This is a genomic window from Colwellia sp. BRX8-4 (assembly GCF_014077345.1).
GTDB lineage: Bacteria > Pseudomonadota > Gammaproteobacteria > Enterobacterales > Alteromonadaceae > Colwellia_A.
Genome location: NZ_JACGVS010000005.1, coordinates 67,770 through 87,798 on the forward strand (window position 1 = coordinate 67,770; position 20,029 = coordinate 87,798).

The window sequence follows — 20,029 nt, forward strand, 5'->3', positions numbered from 1 at the left end:
GCCCCACTAGAACCAGTACATTAGTTGTAAGGCCCACATTTTCCAATGCTCACTGTTCGCCTCTGGGTTGGGTAACACAATAGGATTAACGCGCGCAGCGCCTTTTACCCAATGGTACTCCGCATTGACTCGTAAATTATCAGAAAAATCGTATGAAAACCCTAGCATCTTATCATGCTGATAAGCAAAATAATGAGGTATGGTGCCAAAACTTTGTTGTTGTAATTGACGGCCTTTTTTATCATCCTTATTTACATAGAAATTTTCAAAACGACTAATAAATTTCAATCGTTGATTTACCTTGTAAACCGCTTGAACATAGCCACCTTGACCAATATTGACTTGGTTAAACTGAGCAGCATAAAAACCTTCCGTTAAAAACCTTGTTTGTAAAATTTCACTGGTAAATTCCCAGTGTTCACCTTCATATAAAGCATTCACCGTATAAAACTGAAAAACAAATCGTCCATCAACAAAAAAATCAGGACTCTCATTTTTATAGTTAAATTCTGAATCCAATAAGGTTAGACCAAAGCGCCATTGTGAAAATACTGGCCGCCAATAAACACTCGCCTGCGTATCAAGCTCATGCTCGATATTTCCCTGTGCTAACTTAGTGAGAATGACTTCTGCATCATCACTATCAATCGGACTTTTACCACGGCTAAAATTGAAATCAAATTCGCCATATTTATCATTATTGTACGTCAATTTTAATGCAGCACCATCGCCACCAACAGCGATGTCACGAAAGCCGTCAAAATAAGTCCCTTGCGGTAACAAAATTGAGGGCCGTGCAAAAGGAATATCACGGGTACTTGAATGTAACCAGTGGGCATTTTTAAAACGGCCAACAAATAAATTGGCTTGCCACTCATCTGAACTATAAGCGCTCCAATCTATTAAGAAGTAATCAACACGCAAACCTTCCTTGTAGCGATTGCCCCCGTTTAAATAAACAGCTTGTGCTGCAAAGCGATAATCGTCAGAAAATTGATACGAGGTATTAAGTCCTATTTCTGTTAACTTTAACGATATTTCGCCGTTATCATTAACGAAGTTGCTATTGTCGACGTCAATAACGCCTTGCGCAACAAAGCCATGTATTTTTAACGGATCTGCCGAGTGCCCTTCCTGTGCTTGCGCATTAAGCGCAAGTAATGCTGATAAGCACATTACTTTATAATTCATTTTATTGATCGATTTTAAGCAGATTGACATCACTTACCTCATTAATATTTTCAATGTAACCAATGGCACCTGTGGTTGATTTAACGGCTTCAATTAGCTCCTCTTCACTTAACACCACAGTTGGTGCAATACCCATACCTGAGAAAGTCAACTTGTCCCATATGCGGTCAAGTTGATATGGAAATAAGCGTAAGGTGTCTTTACAAAATTTTTGATGGGTGGGATTAGTACTTGATAAAACAAAAATAGTTATTGGTAGGCCATTGGCCCATTTAGTTTGACGCATTGAATATATACGACGCAACTGAGTGGTTGTTATTGACACAGTATCAGCAGTGATATTGGTAATAACTTCGACCGCATGAGTTGCCGGACTGCCAATTAATATGACAAGAACCATTAATCTGATTAGAATTTGGCTGATAACTAAATCCTTGTTAATGAGAAATAAAGAGCTCTTTGTGTATCTAACAAAGTGCTCCGTAGCCACTAGTAGTAACCGAGTAAAGGAGACCACGCAACCCACTGCTATATGTTAACCTGTATATAAAAACCGCTAAACCAATGAATTGATTACTAAATATAGATAATAATATTGTAGTAAATTTTTCCTAAAATACAAAACTTTATTGTTAACTTATTGATAAAAAGTTAACAACAACAGATCAGACCAGTATTTTGCTGCTATATTCTGCGAAAACACTATAATAATCGCTTAACAGCAGAAATGCTCGATTTTGTTATTAGCTGTTCCATCACTCTAGCTTTTATGTGATGATATTTGTAATATTTGCTATTTAATAGGTTTTTCTCAGAAAATGACTACAAAGTTTAAAGTTTTAGTGATAAATGGCCCTAACTTAAATATGTTAGGGAAACGCGAGCCTGAAATTTATGGCGCGCAATCATTAACCGATATTATTGACGATTTAACATTGCAAGCTATACCACTGAGAATTGAATTAAGTCATTTGCAATCAAATGCTGAACACCTACTAATAGAAAAAATACATCAAGCTCATAATGAAATAGACTTTATTGTCATTAATCCTGCCGCATTTACCCATACTAGTATAGCGATACGTGACGCACTCCTCTCTGTGGACATTCCATATATTGAAGTTCATCTTTCAAATGTCCATGCTAGAGAGTCGTTTAGACATCATTCGTATCTATCAGACAAAGCTATTGGTGTTATTTGCGGCTTAGGTGCCGATGGTTATAAATATGCGTTAGCGTCGGCTTATACTTGGTTGACTGACCATAAAAGTTAATGAAAAAACAACAGAGAGTGGCTTAACTTTAGCGGCTCTATTTACAACATAAATTACACATTGATAAAAAGGTATTCAAATGGATATTCGTAAAATAAAAAAATTAATTGAATTAGTACAAGAATCAGGGATTAACGAATTAGAAATTTCTGAAGGTGAAGAATCAGTACGTATTTGTCGTGGCGGTACTATGGTACAAGCTGCTCCAATGATGCACTCTGCTCCTGCTGCTGCACCTATTGCCGCACCTGTAGTCACTGAAACGGCACCTGCTGTTATTTCAGGTCACGTTGTTCGTTCGCCAATGGTTGGTACTTTCTACGCTTCTGCATCACCTGATTCACCTGCATTTGTCGAAGTAGGTAAACATGTCAATGCTGGTGATACTTTATGTATTCTTGAGGCAATGAAAATGATGAACCAAATTGAAGCTGATAAGTCTGGTGTTATAAAAGAAATTCTAGCGGGCAATGAAGACGCTATAGAATTTGACCAGCCGCTATTCATCATTGAATAATCCTATAGATATCAAACAAAAGGATCATTCCATGTTAGATAAAGTTGTTATCGCCAATCGAGGCGAAATTGCACTAAGAATATTACGTGCATGTAAAGAACTCGGTATAAAAACTGTTGCAGTACACTCTACGGCTGACAGAAACTTAAAACATGTTTTATTAGCCGATGAAACTATCTGTATTGGCAAAGCGCCAGCGCCTGACAGCTACCTTAATATTCCTGCCATAATAACGGCAGCTGAAGTCACTAACGCAGTAGCAATACATCCTGGTTATGGTTTTCTAGCTGAGAATGCTGATTTTGCAGAACAGGTTGAAAAGTCAGGCTTTGCCTTTATCGGTCCAAAAGCTGAAAGCATCCGTATTATGGGTGATAAAGTTGCGGCAATTAAAGCAATGAAAATAGCGGGTGTTCCTTGTGTTCCAGGGTCAGATGGCCCGCTTAATGATGATGAAGCGGCCAATAAAGCTCATGCTAAACGTATTGGCTACCCGATTATCGTCAAAGCGGCTGGTGGCGGTGGTGGTCGTGGTATGCGTGTTGTGCGCAGCGAAGAAGATTTAGTCGACGCGATTGCATTAACCAAAAGAGAAGCCGGTACTATTTTCAAAAATGATATGGTTTACATGGAAAAATTCCTTGAAAATCCTCGTCATGTTGAAATTCAAATAATGGCTGATGGTCAAGGTGCTGCAATTCACTTAGGTGAGCGTGATTGTTCTATGCAGCGTCGTCATCAAAAAGTGGTAGAAGAAGCTCCCGCACCAGGTATTACTCCAGAAATGCGCGCCAAAATTGGTGAGCGTTGTTGTAAAGCTTGTATTGATATTAATTATCGTGGCGCCGGTACTTTTGAATTTTTATACGAAAACGGTGAATTCTACTTTATTGAAATGAATACCCGTATTCAAGTTGAGCATCCAGTTACTGAAATGATCACCGGTGTTGATTTGATCAAAGAGCAATTACGTGTTGCTGCTGGTCAACCATTATCTTATACCCAAGATGATATTAAAATCGCTGGCCATTCTATTGAATGTCGTATCAATGCTGAAGACCCTCGTACTTTTGTTCCTTCACCGGGCAAAATCACTCGTTTCCATCCTCCAGGAGGATTGGGTGTTCGTTGGGATTCTCATATCTACGCTGAGTATACGGTACCACCAAATTATGACTCTATGATCGGCAAACTGATCACTTGGGGTGATAACAGAGATGTTGCAATCGCACGTATGCGCAATGCCTTAGCCGAATTAGTGATTGACGGTATTAAAACCAACATTGCCTTACATCAAAATATTTTAAATGATAAAGGTTTTGTTAATGGCGGTGCCAACATCCATTATCTAGAAAAGAAATTAGCTGAAGCTGAATAAGTTTCTACAAATTTAACAATCAAGCCCTGCATCGCAGGGCTTTTTTATATCAGGGATAACGGTATTAAACGTTTACATAAAAGTGAAATTCCTACACCCAAATAGCAATGATGTCGTGTTACCATAGATAACAATATATGGCTTATACTTTACTCATTGAATTTAAAAATATGACTGAATTACTTGAAAAACCTTTACCACCTGCCGATGGTGAATGTTGTGACAGCGCATGTACACCATGTGTTTGGGACAATTTCTATGCAAAGCGTAAAGAATGGCGCCTGCAACAAGTCGCACTAAAAGAAAAACAAGCCCAAGACAACGAGTCAAATTAAGACTAAGCGACTTTCTAAGCGATACTGTGTATGACTGAATTACTTAAAGAACCTTCCCTTCCCGCCGACGATGACTGTTGCGGCGGCGGCGCTTGTTGCCCTTGTGTATGGGACCACTACTATAGTGAATACGAAAAGTGGCGTTTACAGCAGACTGAATTACAAGCTAAAGAGCAAGCAGTAAACGCTGAACAACCTTAGCTCAAGGCAATCACTTTTTTCACTAATTTATTAATACCGCTGGCCGCCTCAACAAGTGATGTCGCTAGCATGTAGGCCGGTGTTGAAACAAGTTTTCGTTTTCCGTCAACAACAATATCGCCCACTTCACAATCAACGTGTGCTAAACCACGCTTTATTAACGACTCTGCGATATCACGGTCTTTACCAATCGTTGCTTGAACATCCTCACCGTAAATAAGGGGGATCATTGCCGGAGCAATACACATAAAGCCAAGCGGTTTGTCCGCTTTAATAAAGCGTTGAGCAGCAACAAGTACTTCAGCATTTATTTGATAGTTTTCTGCATCAAGCGCGAAGCCACAGAGATTCTTTGCCGCGCCAAAGCCACCAGGGAAAATTAGCGCATCAAATTCTTCATGATATAGCTCAGTAATGTCTTCAATGTCACCACGGGCAATGCGCGCAGATTCAACCAAAACATTACGTGTTTCATCTTCACTAACCGCGCCAGTTAAATGGTTAATCACATGATGTTGATTAATGTTTGGCGCAAAACAACGATAGCTTGCTCCTTGCTGTTCAATCGCTAATAACGTTAAAACACTTTCATGTATTTCACTGCCGTCATAAACGCCACAGCCAGATAAAATAATCGCTATTTTTTTCATGTTAATCCTTTATTCCTATATTCTTTGTCATATTAGGTAACTGACATAATAAAACAACTATTATCGAGCACCACATCAATAATGCAAATGGTAAAGCACTACCATCATAAAAATACGCTAATATTGGTCCTGCTAATGCGCCAATGCCAAAGCGAAGAGTACCTATTACCGCACTAGCTGTACCTGATTCCCGGGTAAATTCTTGCATAATAAGTGCATCAGCATTGACCGCTATCATCGATAAACTGCCCATCAACGGCAATACCGCAACTGCCGTGTACATTAATGGTAGCTGCAAAAAGTTTACCACCACCAACAATGAAGAAAAACATAACGCAACGATTAAACCGTAGGTCAACATTTTAAATGACCCTTTACGACTAACTAAGCGGGTATTAATAAAATGGGCGGTCATTAACGCCAAAACATTAACGGCAAATAGTAGGCTAAATTCAAATTCCGAGACCTTAAAAACCGTTAGATAGATAAAAGGGATCGCGGTAATATAAGCAAAAAAAGCTAATGAAATAACCATAGACGTAACAATATTTAGTTGTGACTTTTTATTAGATAAAACAATTTTATAGCGTTGCAGAAAACTAACCGGTGCTAAATTTTTCTCACGCTTTACTTCAGGTAAAAATCGATACACCAAAAGTAAAATAATAAAGCTGTAGGCCGCTAAACTTAAAAATATAAGCTGCCAACTATGCAGCAGTAACACTGAGCCAATAGCGGGCGCTATCATAGGCGCTATCATCATAATCATAGATACATAAGAAAACCCTTTGGCGGTATCTTTGCCATATCGCTCTTTTATTGTTCCCGGCACAACAACCGTAGCCGCACTACTAATAAATGCCTGAAAAAATCGTAAGGATAAAAACTGTTCAATACTCGTGACAAACGTTATCGCTATACTCATCACGATAAAACCTGAGATACCGAGCATCACTAATTTTCTTCTGCTGTGTTTATCCGCTTGTGGGCCAAAAAATAACAGACCTAAAGCATAGCCTAGTAAATATATACTCAGGCTATTTTGTACCATTGGCATATCAGTTGACAAATGCTCCGCCAGTATTGGCATTGCCGGCAAATACATGTCGATTGCCAATGGCGAAATAGCAATAATGGCTGCTAATAAGGGTAATAATAATTTTAATGAAAGCTCTGTTTGTTCACTAACTTTTAGGTTTCTCATGATTTTTCCGGATAGTCGTAAACAAGTTTGCCAAGGTCAGCAATCGCTTTGTCTATTTTTTCACACCATTTCACCCCATAGCTAATGCGCATAAAATTTTTATATTGCCCGGTTGGGGAAAAAATTTCACCGGGAGCAAAACTCACCCCTTTAGCAATAGCCTGAGTAAAAAATTGGCTAGTATCAACATGAGAACGGCAACGTATCCATAAGACACTGCCACCTTGTGGCTGTGAAATGCAGACTTCTTTTGGAAAATGACTAGCGATTAAGGCACGCATCCGCTCGCAGTTATAACGTAAGGTTTTTCTTAACACTTGTAAGTGACGATCATATTCACCACTCATCAAATAATCAGTTAATGTCCATTGCTGTAACATCGGTGTTGAGCAAGACTGGGCGCGTTTAATACGTTTTGCTGCTTCTTCATATCTGCCTGGTAATAGCCAACCGACCCGATAACCTGGTGCGGCGGTCTTTGAAAAAGATGAGCAGGTTAGCACTAGGCCTTTTTTGGAGTAAAGCTGCGCGGGTACTGGTCTATCTTTGCTAAAATATAAGTCACTGTAAACTTCATCTTCGATAAGTGGAATATCATGTTTTTCTAATAAACTGACCATATTCTGGCGCTGTTGATTAGTCATCATAGAGCCAAGTGGGTTAGAGATAGCGGTAGAAAACAAACACGCTTTTACCGGATGTTGCTCAATAACTTTAGCCAGTTCTTCAACACAAATCCCCTCTTCAGTGCAGGTATAAACTTCCAGAGCTTTCATACCCAAACTTTCAATTAATTCAATCAAGCCGAAGAAACACGGTGATTCTACAGCGATGATATCACCACGTTCAGCGACACACTGTAAGGCAATTGAGAGTGCTTCTTGGGCACCACTAGTGATAATTATATCGTCATGATTAATGGCCACGCCTTGCTCATGATAACGAAAAGCAAGGTTTAAACGCAGTTTTGGATCACCATTTACCGGTCCGTAACTAACCGCTTTTTCAGCATTCTTACTCAATACCGAACGCATTAATCGTGCTAAGGCTTTATCTGGTGGGTGTGCATTGACCGGGTTAGAAATACCCAATGCGACAGTATCGGGTAAATGAACAGCTTCATAAACTTGTTCTATTATGCTTCGACATGAGATTTCAACGGGCTGACAACTTGCCCATAATGACCGCATAGGTTTTAAGGTTCGTGCTTGCTTAGCTTTTAAATAATAGCCTGATTGTGGCCTTGCAGAAATACTACCCTGACGCTCTAGTTCAATATACGCTTGTTTAACTGTCGGTATACTTATCTCAAATTGTCTACTGAGTTTACGTAGGCTAGGTAGTTTGTCTCCCGCTCTTATTGCACCACTTTTTTCTTGGTCTTCAACAAAGTCAATGACTTGCTGATATAAAAATTCTGAAGAAGATTTATCTAAAAGTCGCATTTTATTTCACCTCAACAAAAACTGTATAGGTTACATTTTATATTTTTTGTATCTGTTACACAACAGAACTATCTATAAACTAGTGTTTTAGAAATAAGTCGACCTTAAGAAATAGTACTTCATATAAGAAATGCTGTTACAGTGATTTAGTCAAAATTAATTGAGAAGATTGCGCTTAAATTTTTCAGGAAAGAATAATGAACAACACACTATTATATGTGATCACCGTACTTATCTGGGGAACAACTTGGATCGCCATTAATTATCAATTAGGTGATGTTCCCGCCGAAGCATCTATTGTTTATCGTTTTGGCTTAGCTGCACTTCTGCTATTTGCTTATTGTCGTTTTAAAAAGCTCTCACTTGCCTTTAACAAAAAACAGCATCTACAATTTCTGTTCTTTGGTTTGATGTTATTTGGCTGTAATTACTATTTTTTATATTCAGCTCAACAGCATATAAATTCTGCGCTTGCCTCAATCGCTTTTTCAATGATTATGTTTTTCAATGTGGTCAATGCGCGCATTTGGTTTAACACTAAAATTACTCAACAAACTTATCTAGGCGCTTTTCTAGGTTTAACCGGCATTGTGGTTTTATTCTGGCCACAAATTAACGATACCGAGTTAGGCGCAGAAACATTACTAGGTTTATCACTTTGCTTCGTTGGAACATTGTTCGCATCAACGGGCAATATGGTCTCAATGAAAAATAAACTTATGAATTTACCTATGATGCAAGCCAATGCTTGGGGTATGTTTTATGGCTCAATATTTATGACTATATTGCTATTAATACAAGGAAAATCATTTAGTTTTTCATATACCTTACCCTATATTAGTTCGCTGATTTACCTATCGGTTTTCGGTTCTATTATTGCATTTGCCAGTTACTTAACACTTTTAAATAACATCGGAGCCCATAAGGCCTCATATGCAAGCGTGATGTTCCCTGCTGTTGCCGTCGTTATCTCAACGATATTTGAAGGTTTTAGCTGGAATATTTATACTGTCATTGGCTTATTAATTATTGTCGCCGGGAATATTGTTGTGTTAACTAAACCAAAAAAGAAAAATATAATAATAACACCATAAAAGTATCCTACTTTTAAATATATTTATGTTAAATCAGCTTGTTAACCCAAAATGACTTTACCAAGTAATTTATAGGTAATAACATAAGCAGCGTATAAAAACGCTAAGTGACGCTGTTATTTTCAATAAAAATCGAGTTAAAATAAAGGCATAATTTTATTGAGATGCTACTCTTTTTAGAGTGATTAATTTTTATAAAATCATTAATTAGGGGCAAGATGTTAAATAACTCATGGGGTCAATTGTTAATACTAGCGCTATCGTTACTTTTGACGACGAGTGCCGCTTGCCAAAAAATAAATAATAATCATTATTTACCCATAGTAACGTTAAAGTTTGACCCTTCTGGCTCAAATGCTTGGTATCCCTATTATATTAATACCGGTGAAAAACGTGGCATCGTCGTTGACGCCGTAGCCATAATACTCGCCACTGCCAATATAAGTGGTAAGGAAATAATTTTACCGCCAAAACGCACCAATTTATCATTGAAAAATGGTCTCGTTGATTTTGATTTAATTAATCCTGATTGGTTATCTAAAGAGCAACAGTCTGACGACTATGTCTTTAGCGATAGCGTGATCCCAATTAAAGAGCATATTATCTATTTGGCCGGTACCGTTATTCCTGAAAACTTAGGGGAAGATCAACAATTAACCGACCAAGATATAGGTACCGTTCGAGGTTACTATTATCACAATGATAATTTATTTAATCGCCTAGATTACCCTTCAGAAAAAGAGTTAATAAAAGCACTTTTTAGAAAAAGGATCACCTTTGCTATTAGTGGTGATAAACCAGCACAATATTGGGCAAAAATATTATCAGTACCCATTATTTTAGGCCCCGTCCATTCTGATGGTTACTTAAAAATTAGACTAAGAAAAGAGCTAAAATATCTTTTACCCCAAATCAATGATGCCATTCAACGATTAAAAATAGATGGTAGTCTCGAAAGTATTATAAAAGCTTATATATAATGCTCATCGACTTAATTTATAACTAAGTACTTTATAAGGTTAGTTGTTGCGCATTTATTATCGCGCGTAGTTGTTAATAACAAGTGACTCCATTATCCTATTACCTTAAAATAATCCGCTTTATCTCGTCTTAAAATTTAAGGGTAATATGAAATATTTCCATCGCTCAGTGCTACCTTGTTTGCTTTCTAGCTCTTTATTGCTCGTAACATCTTGCTCGTTATCAAGCGAACAAGCCAAAAAAGATAACAATGAAACTGCTGCTTATACCTATCTTAAAGAACTTGTTTCACCCACCGAAGGTATAGGTGCTCGCGAAGCTGGAACGATAAAAGAACAGCAAACAGCCCGCTATATTAAAACTAAATTTGAAAAGTTTGGTTATCGAGTTACCGAGCAAAATTTTTCCTATAACAGTAGAAAAATGGTCGGTGAATCAAAGAACATTATTGCTGAATTTGGTGACGTAACAAAGCCAACCATCATACTTGGCGCACATTATGATTCAACGGCAATGAAAACGGGGTCAATGGGCGCCACAGATAACGGCGCAGGTGTTGCGGCAATGTTAGCGATAGCCCAAGCATTGACCACAAAAATGCCAAATAATTATAGTATTCGCTTTATTGCCTTTGGCGCAGAAGAAATTGGTTTGCAAGGTTCAAACTATTACGTCAACGACTTATTAACCCATAACAAATTAGATAATATCGCAGCGATGATTAATTTTGACACCATAGCAGGTGGCGATAAGGTTTATGTACATAGTGCGCATACACAAGCTTATGATAATTGTAAAAATGAAACTTATAACAGCGACACTTTTATGCGAAATGCCTTACTCAAGGCATCAATTAAGGTGTTAGGCGAACAAAACAAGTATGTTATTCATCCTGACTATGAAGGCTATCCTGAAGGTGTAACTGGCTCTTGGTCTGATCATGCTAGTTTTGCCTGTGCTGGTATTCCTATTGCGTATGTAGAATCAACCAACTTTTCAATTAATGGCCAGAATGGCTTTGATGGTTACTCTCAATCAACCGCAAAAAAATTGTGGACTTGTTATGATAAAAAGACTTCAACAGCTTGTGATAATAAAGCCGAGAAAAACTGGGGAAATATTTGGCATACTCAATTTGACCGTTTAGATAAACTTGATGAAATATTTCCGGGACGTGCTAAGCAGCAGCTTAATAATAATGTTGAGGTGCTAATTGAATTATTAGCTAATCCTGATAAATATTTACCGTCAAAGTAAAAAAATAAAAATAATATTTTAAAGGTGTGGGCGGTTTTATTAAGACTCAAGCCACCCACACTTCAATAATTAACTACCAATAGGTGAACCCGGCGGCATAGTGATACTAGCAGCAGGATGAACAAGTTTTCCTTGCTCAAGACTATGGGTAATCTGCGCTGCTAACAACATAAACTGAGCAGCTAAGCGCTTGTACTTTTTAGAGTCATAATTATCATTTAACCATTCATTTATATTAAGTAAAGCCATATAAACTTCTGCACGCACCTCTGTTACTAAATTTTTGTTATGCCAAAGTGCTAATAAATGCTCAATAACTTGTTGATTGACCCGCTGTTGAACCAACAAAGCCAAGCCCTTTTCAGCCGGTACTTTAATTGACTGTTCTATTAAAGCGTTAATCAATTCTTGCACACTCAAAATACGCTTATCCATTACTGACTGTTGCTGTAAACGTGCTAAACGTTGTTCATTTAAAAGCAAAGACACCGTGTGTTTAGCACTAGCCTGCGCAGCAGAAACCGGATCAAAAGTAAGCCCCGTATTACCAGCAAAACTTTCGCGATTACGATAATAACCATAAGCTTTTGGTGGAATAAGTTTCACTATGTGTTCTGGCAAGGTTAATATTTTTGTATCTAGAGTGGCTAATAAAACCTGCAGCGCTTTTCGCTGCTGTTTACCTGAGACTACCTCCAATGGCTTTAGAACATTTTCTTCTCGCAGTTGATAGCGATAGTCTATACCTGAAATTAATTTTGCTGCGGCGGTAACTTGAAAACGATGAAAATTATAGATGGGCACCAAAACCTCTTCAATTTCTGACAAAGGTCGCCCTAGAGGAATACTATTTAAACCAAAGTCTGTTAGCGCTTTTTCACGTATTTTTAAGACTCTATTAAGCTCATCGGCGGCATCTACTCCGTTGTCCCACAAATGTGCGCGACTATGTGCACTTGAAGAAGAACGCGCATCTGAGTCTGACATATACAGCAAATCTGCTTGTTGCGCGCTTGCTATAACTTTCGCTAAGTACTCGGCTTCTTTATCAGCCGTTATATCAGCATAACCATAAGCAATAACTGATTTGTCCCAGCGACCAATATCTGTAGCGTAGGCATTTGATAAATCAATTTCACCATTTTTCAAGGTAATTAACGGGTGAGGATAATCCATTACTGAAGCGCGATTATTAGCACTTGCGGCAAAATTATGCGCGATACCTAAAGTGTGCCCAACTTCATGAGCCGACAATTGACGAATGCGTGCTAAAGCCATTTCTTTCATTGGTGAAGTGTCTGTTATAGATGACTTAAAAGGAGATGTTAAACCCAAAGCAATGAGATAATCTTGACGAACACGTAGAGAGCCCAATGTTACATGCCCCTTTAATATTTCTCCTGTTCTTGGGTCTATCACTGATGAACCATAAGACCAACCTCTTGTCGCTCGATGTACCCATTGAATAACATTATAACGAACATCCATAGGGTCTGCATCGGCTGGTAACATTTTTACCTGAAAAGCATTTTTATAACCGATGGCTGAAAATGCTTGGTCCCACCAACGAGCGCCATCCAGTAAAGCACTTTTTATAGGTTCAGGTACGCCGGCATCTAAATAATAAATAATAGGTTCAACCGCTTCGCTGACCTCAAGATTTCTATCTTTTTTGTTTAAGCGATGACGTGGAATATTACGCTGAATTAACGGTTGGTCGATAGCACTGGCGTAATCGGCATAACTATTTGACCAAAAGCCACTGTAAGGATGAAAAGCACGTGCTTGGTATTTGTCGTCTGGTAATTTAATCAGCGAATGATGTAAGTTCACTGTAACAGCTGTTGAGTCTGGCGTTACTGAGCGTAAGTATTTACCTGCATCGGTTCCTTGGTAAGTCACTGTTGCTTCAAGCTCAGTATTATTAGGAAAGGCCTTGCTGCGTTTTATATAGATACCACTTCGGCTTTCATCAATTTTGAAGTTACCTTGTTGACGTTGTTTAAGTTTACTTGATAATTGATGAATATCAGATAAAAGAAAGGGTGTATAATCAATTAATACTTTTTTACCGTCCTTACTTTCTTTGGCAACTTTAAACCCCCAAATAATAGAGCTGGCAAATGCCTCGCTAACGGCTTTTTTTTCTAAGTTGTTTTCAGTATCCGCTCGATAATAAGTATTAAGTTGGCGGAGAAAGACCTTCTCTCCTACTTTTTCAAAGCGTACTAGACGGGTATCACCTAACTGGCCTCTATCAAGTCCAATATCATTAGAACCGACTCCTTGAGGTAAACCGCTTTGAAATAAAAAGTCTTGTTCAAATTGCTGGATCTCTAAATAAACATTGCCCTTTTTTTTATCATGAAAAAAAGAAAAATAGCCTTGCTGGTGATCTTTATCTTTAACAAAGTCATTATAACTAAGAATTTCTTCGCTGAGCGCGGCTATTGAAAAGGTACTACAAATAAATATTAAAAAGACACCTAGCGTCAGTTTCATCGTTTTTCCCTATTTGATTTTTGGTTCTATAAATATATATTCAAGTCATTCCATTATTTTTGTTATCATTAGCCTTACAGGTGAGGTGATAGCTTTCATCGTCACCTCTAATCGTAAAATAATGTAATATGTAGCTGCTATTATTATTTTACGACATTAAATAACCAACAATTTTATGACTCAATTTTTAAGAGTCTTACTCTAAATCAATTAGGTAACCCGATGCAACGACTAGCACCAGCTTTACGTCAAGATAATGTTCCACTCGATTTAATTTCGCTGATCAAAACGATTTTAGCGGCAACTAAAGAAATTTCATTTCGTGTTAGCCAAGGTCACTTAAGTGATTTGATGGGTTCAACTTTGGATGAAAATATTCAAGGTGAAGTTCAGAAAGAATTAGATGTCGTTGCAAATGAATTACTTAAAGATATTTTATTAGAGTCTGGCTTTGTTAAAGCGATTTCTTCTGAAGAAGAAGATAGCTCTGTTGCAGGTGAAAAAAATGGCAAGTATCTGGTTTCTTTCGATCCACTTGATGGCAGCTCTAATATCGAAATCAACTCATTAATTGGCACAATTTTCTCTATTCATCAAGCACCAAGTGATATGGATGCTAGTGATCCAGACATGTTTAAGCAAGCGGGTAACAAACAACTTTGTGCGGGTTATGTCTTATATGGTCCGTCAACTATGTTGGTAATGACTACGGGTAGCGGTACCCATTTTTATGTACTTGACCGTACTCATGGTGGTTTTTTATTAGTTGAACGTAATGTTCAAGTGCCTGCGGACACACAAGAATTTGCTGTTAACATGTCAAATCAACGTTTTTGGCAAGCGCCTATGCAGAATTACATCAGTGATTTACTTGCAGGTGATACCGGCCCTCGTGGCAAAAATTTCAACATGCGTTGGATTGCCGCTATGGTTGGTGACATTCATCGTGTATTAACACGTGGTGGTATTTTTACTTATCCACAAGATAGTAAAAACCCGCAACAACCACACAAGCTACGCTTAATGTATGAAGCGAATCCAATGAGTTTTCTCATTGAACAAGCGGGTGGACTGGCGATGACCAGTGAAGGACGCATTATGGATATGGAGCCGAACAGCATTCATCAGCGTGTCGAAGTAATTATGGGCTCAAAAAACGAAGTAGAAGCCTGTTTAGCTTATTACAAATAATCGAAAATTAGCATGTATCAACGTGTATAAGTCCAATTAACAGGTTTCTAAAAACAAAGATGAAGCCTGTTTAGCTTATTACAAATAATCAAAAATTAGCATGCATCAACATGTCGAAGTCCAATTAACAGGGCTCGAAAAATGAAGTAGAGGCCTGTTTAGCTTATTACAAATAATCGAAAATTAGCATGCATCAACATGTCGAAGTCCAATTAACAGGTTTCTAAAAACAAAGATGAAGCCTGTTTAGCTTATTACATGTCACTAACACTTTTCTTATGTCGGTAAAAAAGCTCCATTCATTGAGTTTTTTTACTGTTAAATTTAATATTCCCTTCATAGTTTTACGATATAATAGTTAATATAATTGACTGGCTTTTAACGACATTTTTATGAAAAAACTATTTGAAGTATTTTGGCGTTTTCTTTTTTTAGGTTGTATCAGTTTTGGTGGACCTGCCGCACATATTGGCTATTTCCAAAAAACATTTGTCGATAAACTAAAGTGGTTAGATCAAACAAGTTATGCAAATTTAATCTCATTAAGCCAATTTTTACCGGGTCCTGGCTCTAGTCAATTAGGTTTTGCTATTGGATTGAGACAAGCTGGACTGCCTGGCGGCATTGCTGCATTTATCGGTTTTACCTTACCGTCATTTATTCTTATCTATTTACTCGCCACTAATATTAGCGGTGCTGAACAACCTTGGGTTTTTCATGTTATAAGTGGTTTGAAATTACTGGCTGTGGTGGTAGTGGCTGACGCTTGTTTAACTATGTTTAAAAGTTTCTGTAATAATTACACCCACAGACTTATTGCGGTTATAACAGCGATTGCTTTAATCACTTTACCGAGTTTAACGATGCAAATTTTCATACTGACTATCGCAGCAAGCTTTGGTTTTTTTGTTAATCCATCGTTAAAATCAGTTACCACTGAAGTCACCCAACCTTCAGCTCTAACCTCAAGACAGTTTAAAATACTGCCATTGATGTTGTTCTTAATCATCCTCTTTGCTTTACCACTAGCAACCGTAGTTGGAGCACCGATTAACACAGCCGATATCATGGTCTTATTCAATCAGTTTTTTCAAGCGGGCAGTATGGTCTTTGGTGGCGGACACGTTGTCTTGCCACTATTACAACAAACAATTGGTGAAGCGTTATCGAACGATGTTTTTCTTACCGGTTATGCCGCAGCGCAAGCAGTTCCTGGCCCAATGTTTACCCTAGCGACTTTTCTGGGTGCAGAGCTATTTCCACAAGCCCCTTTAATAGGAGCGACAGTCGCAACCTTAGCAATATTTTTACCTGGATTTTTATTGGTACTCACCTTTGAAAGTACTTGGCAATCATTAGCAACAAAGCCCAAAGTCGCCGGTGCGATTATGGCGGTAAATGCCGCTGTGGTTGGTCTATTATTTTCTGCGCTTTATCACCCTATTTTTACTAGTGCTGTTAGTTCACTATTTGACTTATTTTCTGTGCTTATTGGTTTTTATTTATTACGGATAGTCAAACTGCCTATTATTGTTTTAGTGGTGACATTTGTTGGCGTTGGTTTATTAACGCAATTCTACTAAGTCGGTTATCGCAGAGTAATAAGCGCCTTAGTGCTATTGATATGATTTAGTGCCGATAATGTGAGCTTTAACTTTTCACCGCCATGGTTTGTTTGCTAAAATATCGCCAATTTAAAATATAGCCTCAATATAAACGCTAATACGAGAAACTTATGCCTAATTACGCTGTTGGACACAAAACACCTGATTCAGATTCAATCTGTTCAGCTATCGCCCTTTCCTATTTAAAAACCACGCTAGGTGAAGAAACCGTCCCAGCCCGTTTAGGGGAGCTTTCACCAGAAACTTTATTTATTTTAGACAAGTTTGGTTTTGAGCAACCTGAATTAAAAACAAGTTTTGCTGGCGAAGGTATCTATATTGTTGACCATTCCGACCGTATTCAAGGACCCGATGATATCGATGAAGCAACAATATTAGGTATTATTGATCATCATAAATTAGGCGATATTACTACCTCTACCCCATTAGAAATTTGGGTTCGTCCTGTTGGCTGTACCAATACCATCATTAAAATGATGTACGATTTCTATGATGTAGAAATTCCAAAAAATATTGCTGGTGCAATGATGTGCGCTATTTTGTCTGATACGGTTATTTTTAAATCACCCACCTGTACCACTGCTGATATAAAATGTGTTGAAGCATTAGCTGAAATTGCAGGCATTAGCGACGCAAAAGCCTTGGGTATGGAAATGTTTGAGGTGAAATCTGCCGTATTAGGTACGCCTATACGTGACCTAGTTTTACGTGATTTTAAAGACTTTAACATGCATGGCAACTTAGTGGGTATCGGTCAGTTGGAAGTACTTGACCTCGCCATCTTTGATGATATGAAGCTTGAATTATTTGCTGACATTGCAAAATTAAAAGCCGAAGGTAGCCGACACACGGTTTTATTATTACTGACAGACATTATGAAAGAAGGCTCTGAAATGTTAGTTATTAGCGACAATGCTGATTTAACAGAAAAAGCTTATGGCAAACCACTTGTTGACGGTAAAGTATGGTTAGACGGCGTATTGAGTCGTAAAAAACAAGTTGTTCCACCTCTCCAAGATTCATTAGCTTAAAAATGAAAATCAATAACTCTGCACGACTAAGCTACAAATTAATGTCTGCTGACGATGCAGAGTTATTGTATCAACTTGACCAAGACCCAGAAGTGATGCGTTTTATCAGTGATGGTAATCCGTCGTCTCGCGAGACCATTACAAATGTGTTATTGCCTCGTATGAAAAAATACCTAAGTCCAACTAAAGGTTGGGGATTGTGGCAAGTTAATATCACTGAAACTGATCAATATATTGGCTGGGTGCTTGTGCGGCCGATGAATTTTTTCTCTGCCTTACCTGAGTTTAATAACCTAGAGCTCGGTTGGCGATTTTTTCAAACATCATGGGGCAAAGGTTTTGCCAGTGAAGCGGCTCAACATATTAAAAATGCTTTAGCCATGAATCCTGAATACGAAAAATTTAGCGCCATTGCCGACGAAAACAATCTAGCTTCAATAGGTGTAATGAAAAAAATAGGTATGTCATATCTTAAAACATATCTTCATGTTGACCCATTATTTGAATGTACCGTCGCTTACTATCAGCTTCAAAATACCTAACGGTTAATGTTCTACATTAGCAGTCACCGAGCTTATGTCTTTTCCTGAAAGGGTATTTTTAAATAGCCTGTTCTTACTCGAATAAACCTGAGTATATTCTGTTGATTTATCTGATAATTTTTATATGCTAATACCTTAGCTAAAGGCATAATTTTAATGGGTTGATCATCATAAAACCGATAACAACGACTATACGTTGAGATATCTAACTCAACTTTAATCGTTTCTGACCAAGTATGGTCCCGTTAATTCGTTAATATTGTAAGCAATCGTCCCCCATCATTTTCTGTATCTTCCCTTTATAATCAATTAATTTATGCACTGAGTAATTAGCACAGATAAAGTACGATTTTGTCGAGATGCTCTTCAAAACAGGCATAAAAAAACTCACCGAAGTGAGTTTTTTTTATCTTGATAATATGCCGTTAAATTTTACAATTAAACGCGTTCAATTACCGTTGCAATACCTTGTCCTAAACCGATACACATAGTCGCTAAACCTATGCTGACGTCTTGACCTTCCATTAGGTTCAATAAAGTACCCGTGATACGCGAGCCAGAACACCCTAATGGATGACCTAAGGCGATAGCGCCACCGTTTAAGTTAATCATATCTTCAGCACGGTCTTCTAAGCCTAGAGATTTAACACACGATAAGGCTTGCGCCGCAAAGGCTTCATTAAATTCAGCTAATTCGATATCAGCTAAAGATAAACCTGCACGTTTCAATGCTTTTTTCGTTGCTGGAACAGGACCAAAGCCCATAGTAGACGGATCACAACCTGCAACTGCCATACCACGAATACGCGCACGAGGGGTTAAACCAAGCTCTTTTGCACGATCAGCTGACATCACTAACATTGCTGATGCACCATCAGACAAAGCTGAAGAAGTACCGGCTGTTACTGTACCGTTAACTGGATCAAACACTGGGCGTAAACCGGCAAGCGTTTCAATCGTTGTTTCAGGACGAATAACTTCATCATGTTCAACTAAGGTTAACGCGCCCATTGCATCGTGTCCTTGAGTGGCAACAATTTCATTGTCCCAACGACCAGCAAGTTGTGCTTCATAAGCTTTTCTGTGTGAACGTGCCGCAAAAGCGTCTTGTTGTTCACGGGTAATACCGAACTGCTTACCGAGTAACTCAGCGGTTAAACCCATATTGCCAGCCGCACGAGAAATGTACTTACTCAAGGCCGGATCAAAGTCTACATCATACATCATAGGAACATGTCCCATGTGCTCAACACCACCGACGATGAATACATCACCTTGGCCACACATGATGTTAGTTGTTGCATCATGCAAAGCTTGCATTGATGAACCACATAAACGGTTAACTGTTACCGCGCCAACTGTTTTTGGAATGTCTGTTAACAACTGTGCATTACGCGCAATGTTAAAACCTTGCTCTTTAGTTTGCTTAACGTTGCCCCAGATAATGTCTTCAATTAATGAAGGATCTAAATTAGGGTTACGCACTAATAGTTGCTGCATTAAATGCGCTGATAAACCTTCAGCACGAACGTTACGAAAAACGCCAGCTCTAGAGCGTCCCATTGGTGTACGAATACAATCTACAATGACTACTTCTTTCATGTTCTTCTC

Annotated in this window: 19 protein-coding genes; 12 read left to right on the plus strand and 7 right to left on the minus strand. The window is 38.2% G+C overall.

Translation table 11 applies throughout. From position 1 onward, the window contains the following. Positions 1-6 precede the first annotated feature (6 nt). Both H4J56_RS06180 and H4J56_RS06185 read right to left on the minus strand, forming a co-directional pair. Positions 7-1,191: a hypothetical protein gene (locus tag H4J56_RS06180; protein ID WP_182259023.1), complete on the minus strand. Its 1,185-nt coding sequence runs from the start codon at positions 1,189-1,191 to the stop codon at positions 7-9. A 1-nt stretch (position 1,192) separates the two neighbouring features. Continuing rightward, positions 1,193-1,591 (minus strand): hypothetical protein, encoded by a 399-nt coding sequence (locus H4J56_RS06185; protein ID WP_182221201.1) that lies wholly within the window; start codon positions 1,589-1,591, stop codon positions 1,193-1,195. A 418-nt stretch (positions 1,592-2,009) separates the two neighbouring features. On the opposite strand from H4J56_RS06185, the gene aroQ reads away from it, so the two are divergent. From aroQ to H4J56_RS06210, 5 genes are all read left to right on the plus strand, one after another. After that, complete coding sequence (gene aroQ / locus H4J56_RS06190; protein ID WP_182214659.1) at positions 2,010-2,465, plus strand: type II 3-dehydroquinate dehydratase; 456 nt, start codon at positions 2,010-2,012, stop codon at positions 2,463-2,465. A gap of 79 nt (positions 2,466-2,544) precedes the next feature. Next, positions 2,545-2,982 carry an acetyl-CoA carboxylase biotin carboxyl carrier protein gene (gene accB, locus H4J56_RS06195; RefSeq protein ID WP_182214661.1) on the plus strand — a complete coding sequence of 146 codons (438 nt, stop codon included), beginning with the start codon at positions 2,545-2,547 and terminating at the stop codon, positions 2,980-2,982. A 31-nt stretch (positions 2,983-3,013) separates the two neighbouring features. Further along, positions 3,014-4,360: an acetyl-CoA carboxylase biotin carboxylase subunit gene (accC, locus tag H4J56_RS06200; RefSeq protein WP_070374912.1), complete on the plus strand. Its 1,347-nt coding sequence runs from the start codon at positions 3,014-3,016 to the stop codon at positions 4,358-4,360. A gap of 137 nt (positions 4,361-4,497) precedes the next feature. Then, complete coding sequence (locus H4J56_RS06205; protein WP_182214663.1) at positions 4,498-4,695, plus strand: oxidoreductase-like domain-containing protein; 198 nt, start codon at positions 4,498-4,500, stop codon at positions 4,693-4,695. 30 nt (positions 4,696-4,725) lie between these two features. Then, the gene (locus H4J56_RS06210; protein WP_083277942.1) at positions 4,726-4,896 is read left to right on the plus strand and encodes an oxidoreductase-like domain-containing protein; all 171 of its coding nucleotides are present in this window, start codon (positions 4,726-4,728) and stop codon (positions 4,894-4,896) included. Here the strand turns inward: H4J56_RS06210 and elbB are convergent. From elbB to H4J56_RS06225, 3 genes are read right to left on the minus strand one after another with little or no spacing between them, the layout of a single operon-like run. Then, positions 4,893-5,546, minus strand: coding sequence for an isoprenoid biosynthesis glyoxalase ElbB (gene elbB / locus H4J56_RS06215; RefSeq protein WP_182259024.1), 654 nt, complete (start codon positions 5,544-5,546; stop codon positions 4,893-4,895). The genes H4J56_RS06210 and elbB overlap by 4 nt on opposite strands. Position 5,547: 1 nt before the next feature. Beyond that, positions 5,548-6,750, minus strand: a complete 1,203-nt coding sequence (locus H4J56_RS06220) for a multidrug effflux MFS transporter (RefSeq protein WP_182259025.1) — start codon at positions 6,748-6,750, stop codon at positions 5,548-5,550. After that, positions 6,747-8,195, minus strand: coding sequence for a PLP-dependent aminotransferase family protein (locus H4J56_RS06225; protein WP_182221204.1), 1,449 nt, complete (start codon positions 8,193-8,195; stop codon positions 6,747-6,749). Before H4J56_RS06225 ends, H4J56_RS06220 begins: the two co-directional genes overlap by 4 nt. Before the next feature lie 197 nt (positions 8,196-8,392). On the opposite strand from H4J56_RS06225, the gene H4J56_RS06230 reads away from it, so the two are divergent. The 3 genes from H4J56_RS06230 to H4J56_RS06240 all read left to right on the plus strand — a co-directional run bounded on the left by H4J56_RS06230 (position 8,393) and on the right by H4J56_RS06240 (position 11,527). Then, the gene (locus tag H4J56_RS06230) at positions 8,393-9,289 is read left to right on the plus strand and encodes a DMT family transporter (RefSeq protein ID WP_182214669.1); all 897 of its coding nucleotides are present in this window, start codon (positions 8,393-8,395) and stop codon (positions 9,287-9,289) included. A 218-nt stretch (positions 9,290-9,507) separates the two neighbouring features. Next, positions 9,508-10,269 carry an ABC transporter substrate-binding protein gene (locus tag H4J56_RS06235; protein ID WP_182244183.1) on the plus strand — a complete coding sequence of 254 codons (762 nt, stop codon included), beginning with the start codon at positions 9,508-9,510 and terminating at the stop codon, positions 10,267-10,269. A gap of 148 nt (positions 10,270-10,417) precedes the next feature. Further along, positions 10,418-11,527, plus strand: coding sequence for a M28 family metallopeptidase (locus tag H4J56_RS06240; RefSeq protein WP_220465910.1), 1,110 nt, complete (start codon positions 10,418-10,420; stop codon positions 11,525-11,527). 69 nt (positions 11,528-11,596) lie between these two features. Here the strand turns inward: H4J56_RS06240 and H4J56_RS06245 are convergent, their stop codons facing one another. Continuing rightward, positions 11,597-14,029: a zinc-dependent metalloprotease gene (locus H4J56_RS06245; protein ID WP_182259026.1), complete on the minus strand. Its 2,433-nt coding sequence runs from the start codon at positions 14,027-14,029 to the stop codon at positions 11,597-11,599. 222 nt (positions 14,030-14,251) lie between these two features. On the opposite strand from H4J56_RS06245, the gene H4J56_RS06250 reads away from it, so the two are divergent. The 4 genes from H4J56_RS06250 (at position 14,252) to H4J56_RS06265 (ending at position 18,418) form a co-directional block, all read left to right on the plus strand. After that, on the plus strand, positions 14,252-15,220 hold the full coding sequence (locus tag H4J56_RS06250) for a class 1 fructose-bisphosphatase (RefSeq protein ID WP_182243118.1): 969 nt from the start codon (positions 14,252-14,254) through the stop codon (positions 15,218-15,220). Positions 15,221-15,612: 392 nt separating this feature from the next. Continuing rightward, a complete protein-coding gene (gene chrA / locus H4J56_RS06255; protein ID WP_182214675.1) occupies positions 15,613-16,803 on the plus strand; it encodes a chromate efflux transporter in 1,191 nt (396 codons plus the stop codon). 152 nt (positions 16,804-16,955) lie between these two features. Beyond that, complete coding sequence (locus H4J56_RS06260; protein WP_182176428.1) at positions 16,956-17,876, plus strand: manganese-dependent inorganic pyrophosphatase; 921 nt, start codon at positions 16,956-16,958, stop codon at positions 17,874-17,876. A gap of 2 nt (positions 17,877-17,878) precedes the next feature. Further along, positions 17,879-18,418, plus strand: a complete 540-nt coding sequence (locus H4J56_RS06265; RefSeq protein ID WP_182259027.1) for a GNAT family N-acetyltransferase — start codon at positions 17,879-17,881, stop codon at positions 18,416-18,418. A 438-nt stretch (positions 18,419-18,856) separates the two neighbouring features. Here H4J56_RS06265 and fadA read toward each other — a convergent pair whose 3' ends face one another. Beyond that, positions 18,857-20,020, minus strand: a complete 1,164-nt coding sequence (fadA, locus tag H4J56_RS06270) for an acetyl-CoA C-acyltransferase FadA (RefSeq protein WP_070374925.1) — start codon at positions 20,018-20,020, stop codon at positions 18,857-18,859. Positions 20,021-20,029 lie beyond the last annotated feature (9 nt).

Coding starts and splice junctions, on each gene's coding strand:
- H4J56_RS06180 (WP_182259023.1), bottom strand. CDS start 1,191: ATGAATTATAAAGTAATGTGCTTATCAGCATTACTTGCGCTTAATGCG.
- H4J56_RS06185 (WP_182221201.1), bottom strand. CDS start 1,591: ATGGTTCTTGTCATATTAATTGGCAGTCCGGCAACTCATGCGGTCGAA.
- aroQ (WP_182214659.1), top strand. CDS start 2,010: ATGACTACAAAGTTTAAAGTTTTAGTGATAAATGGCCCTAACTTAAAT.
- accB (WP_182214661.1), top strand. CDS start 2,545: ATGGATATTCGTAAAATAAAAAAATTAATTGAATTAGTACAAGAATCA.
- accC (WP_070374912.1), top strand. CDS start 3,014: ATGTTAGATAAAGTTGTTATCGCCAATCGAGGCGAAATTGCACTAAGA.
- H4J56_RS06205 (WP_182214663.1), top strand. CDS start 4,498: ATGGCTTATACTTTACTCATTGAATTTAAAAATATGACTGAATTACTT.
- H4J56_RS06210 (WP_083277942.1), top strand. CDS start 4,726: ATGACTGAATTACTTAAAGAACCTTCCCTTCCCGCCGACGATGACTGT.
- elbB (WP_182259024.1), bottom strand. CDS start 5,546: ATGAAAAAAATAGCGATTATTTTATCTGGCTGTGGCGTTTATGACGGC.
- H4J56_RS06220 (WP_182259025.1), bottom strand. CDS start 6,750: ATGAGAAACCTAAAAGTTAGTGAACAAACAGAGCTTTCATTAAAATTA.
- H4J56_RS06225 (WP_182221204.1), bottom strand. CDS start 8,195: ATGCGACTTTTAGATAAATCTTCTTCAGAATTTTTATATCAGCAAGTC.
- H4J56_RS06230 (WP_182214669.1), top strand. CDS start 8,393: ATGAACAACACACTATTATATGTGATCACCGTACTTATCTGGGGAACA.
- H4J56_RS06235 (WP_182244183.1), top strand. CDS start 9,508: ATGTTAAATAACTCATGGGGTCAATTGTTAATACTAGCGCTATCGTTA.
- H4J56_RS06240 (WP_220465910.1), top strand. CDS start 10,418: ATGAAATATTTCCATCGCTCAGTGCTACCTTGTTTGCTTTCTAGCTCT.
- H4J56_RS06245 (WP_182259026.1), bottom strand. CDS start 14,029: ATGAAACTGACGCTAGGTGTCTTTTTAATATTTATTTGTAGTACCTTT.
- H4J56_RS06250 (WP_182243118.1), top strand. CDS start 14,252: ATGCAACGACTAGCACCAGCTTTACGTCAAGATAATGTTCCACTCGAT.
- chrA (WP_182214675.1), top strand. CDS start 15,613: ATGAAAAAACTATTTGAAGTATTTTGGCGTTTTCTTTTTTTAGGTTGT.
- H4J56_RS06260 (WP_182176428.1), top strand. CDS start 16,956: ATGCCTAATTACGCTGTTGGACACAAAACACCTGATTCAGATTCAATC.
- H4J56_RS06265 (WP_182259027.1), top strand. CDS start 17,879: ATGAAAATCAATAACTCTGCACGACTAAGCTACAAATTAATGTCTGCT.
- fadA (WP_070374925.1), bottom strand. CDS start 20,020: ATGAAAGAAGTAGTCATTGTAGATTGTATTCGTACACCAATGGGACGC.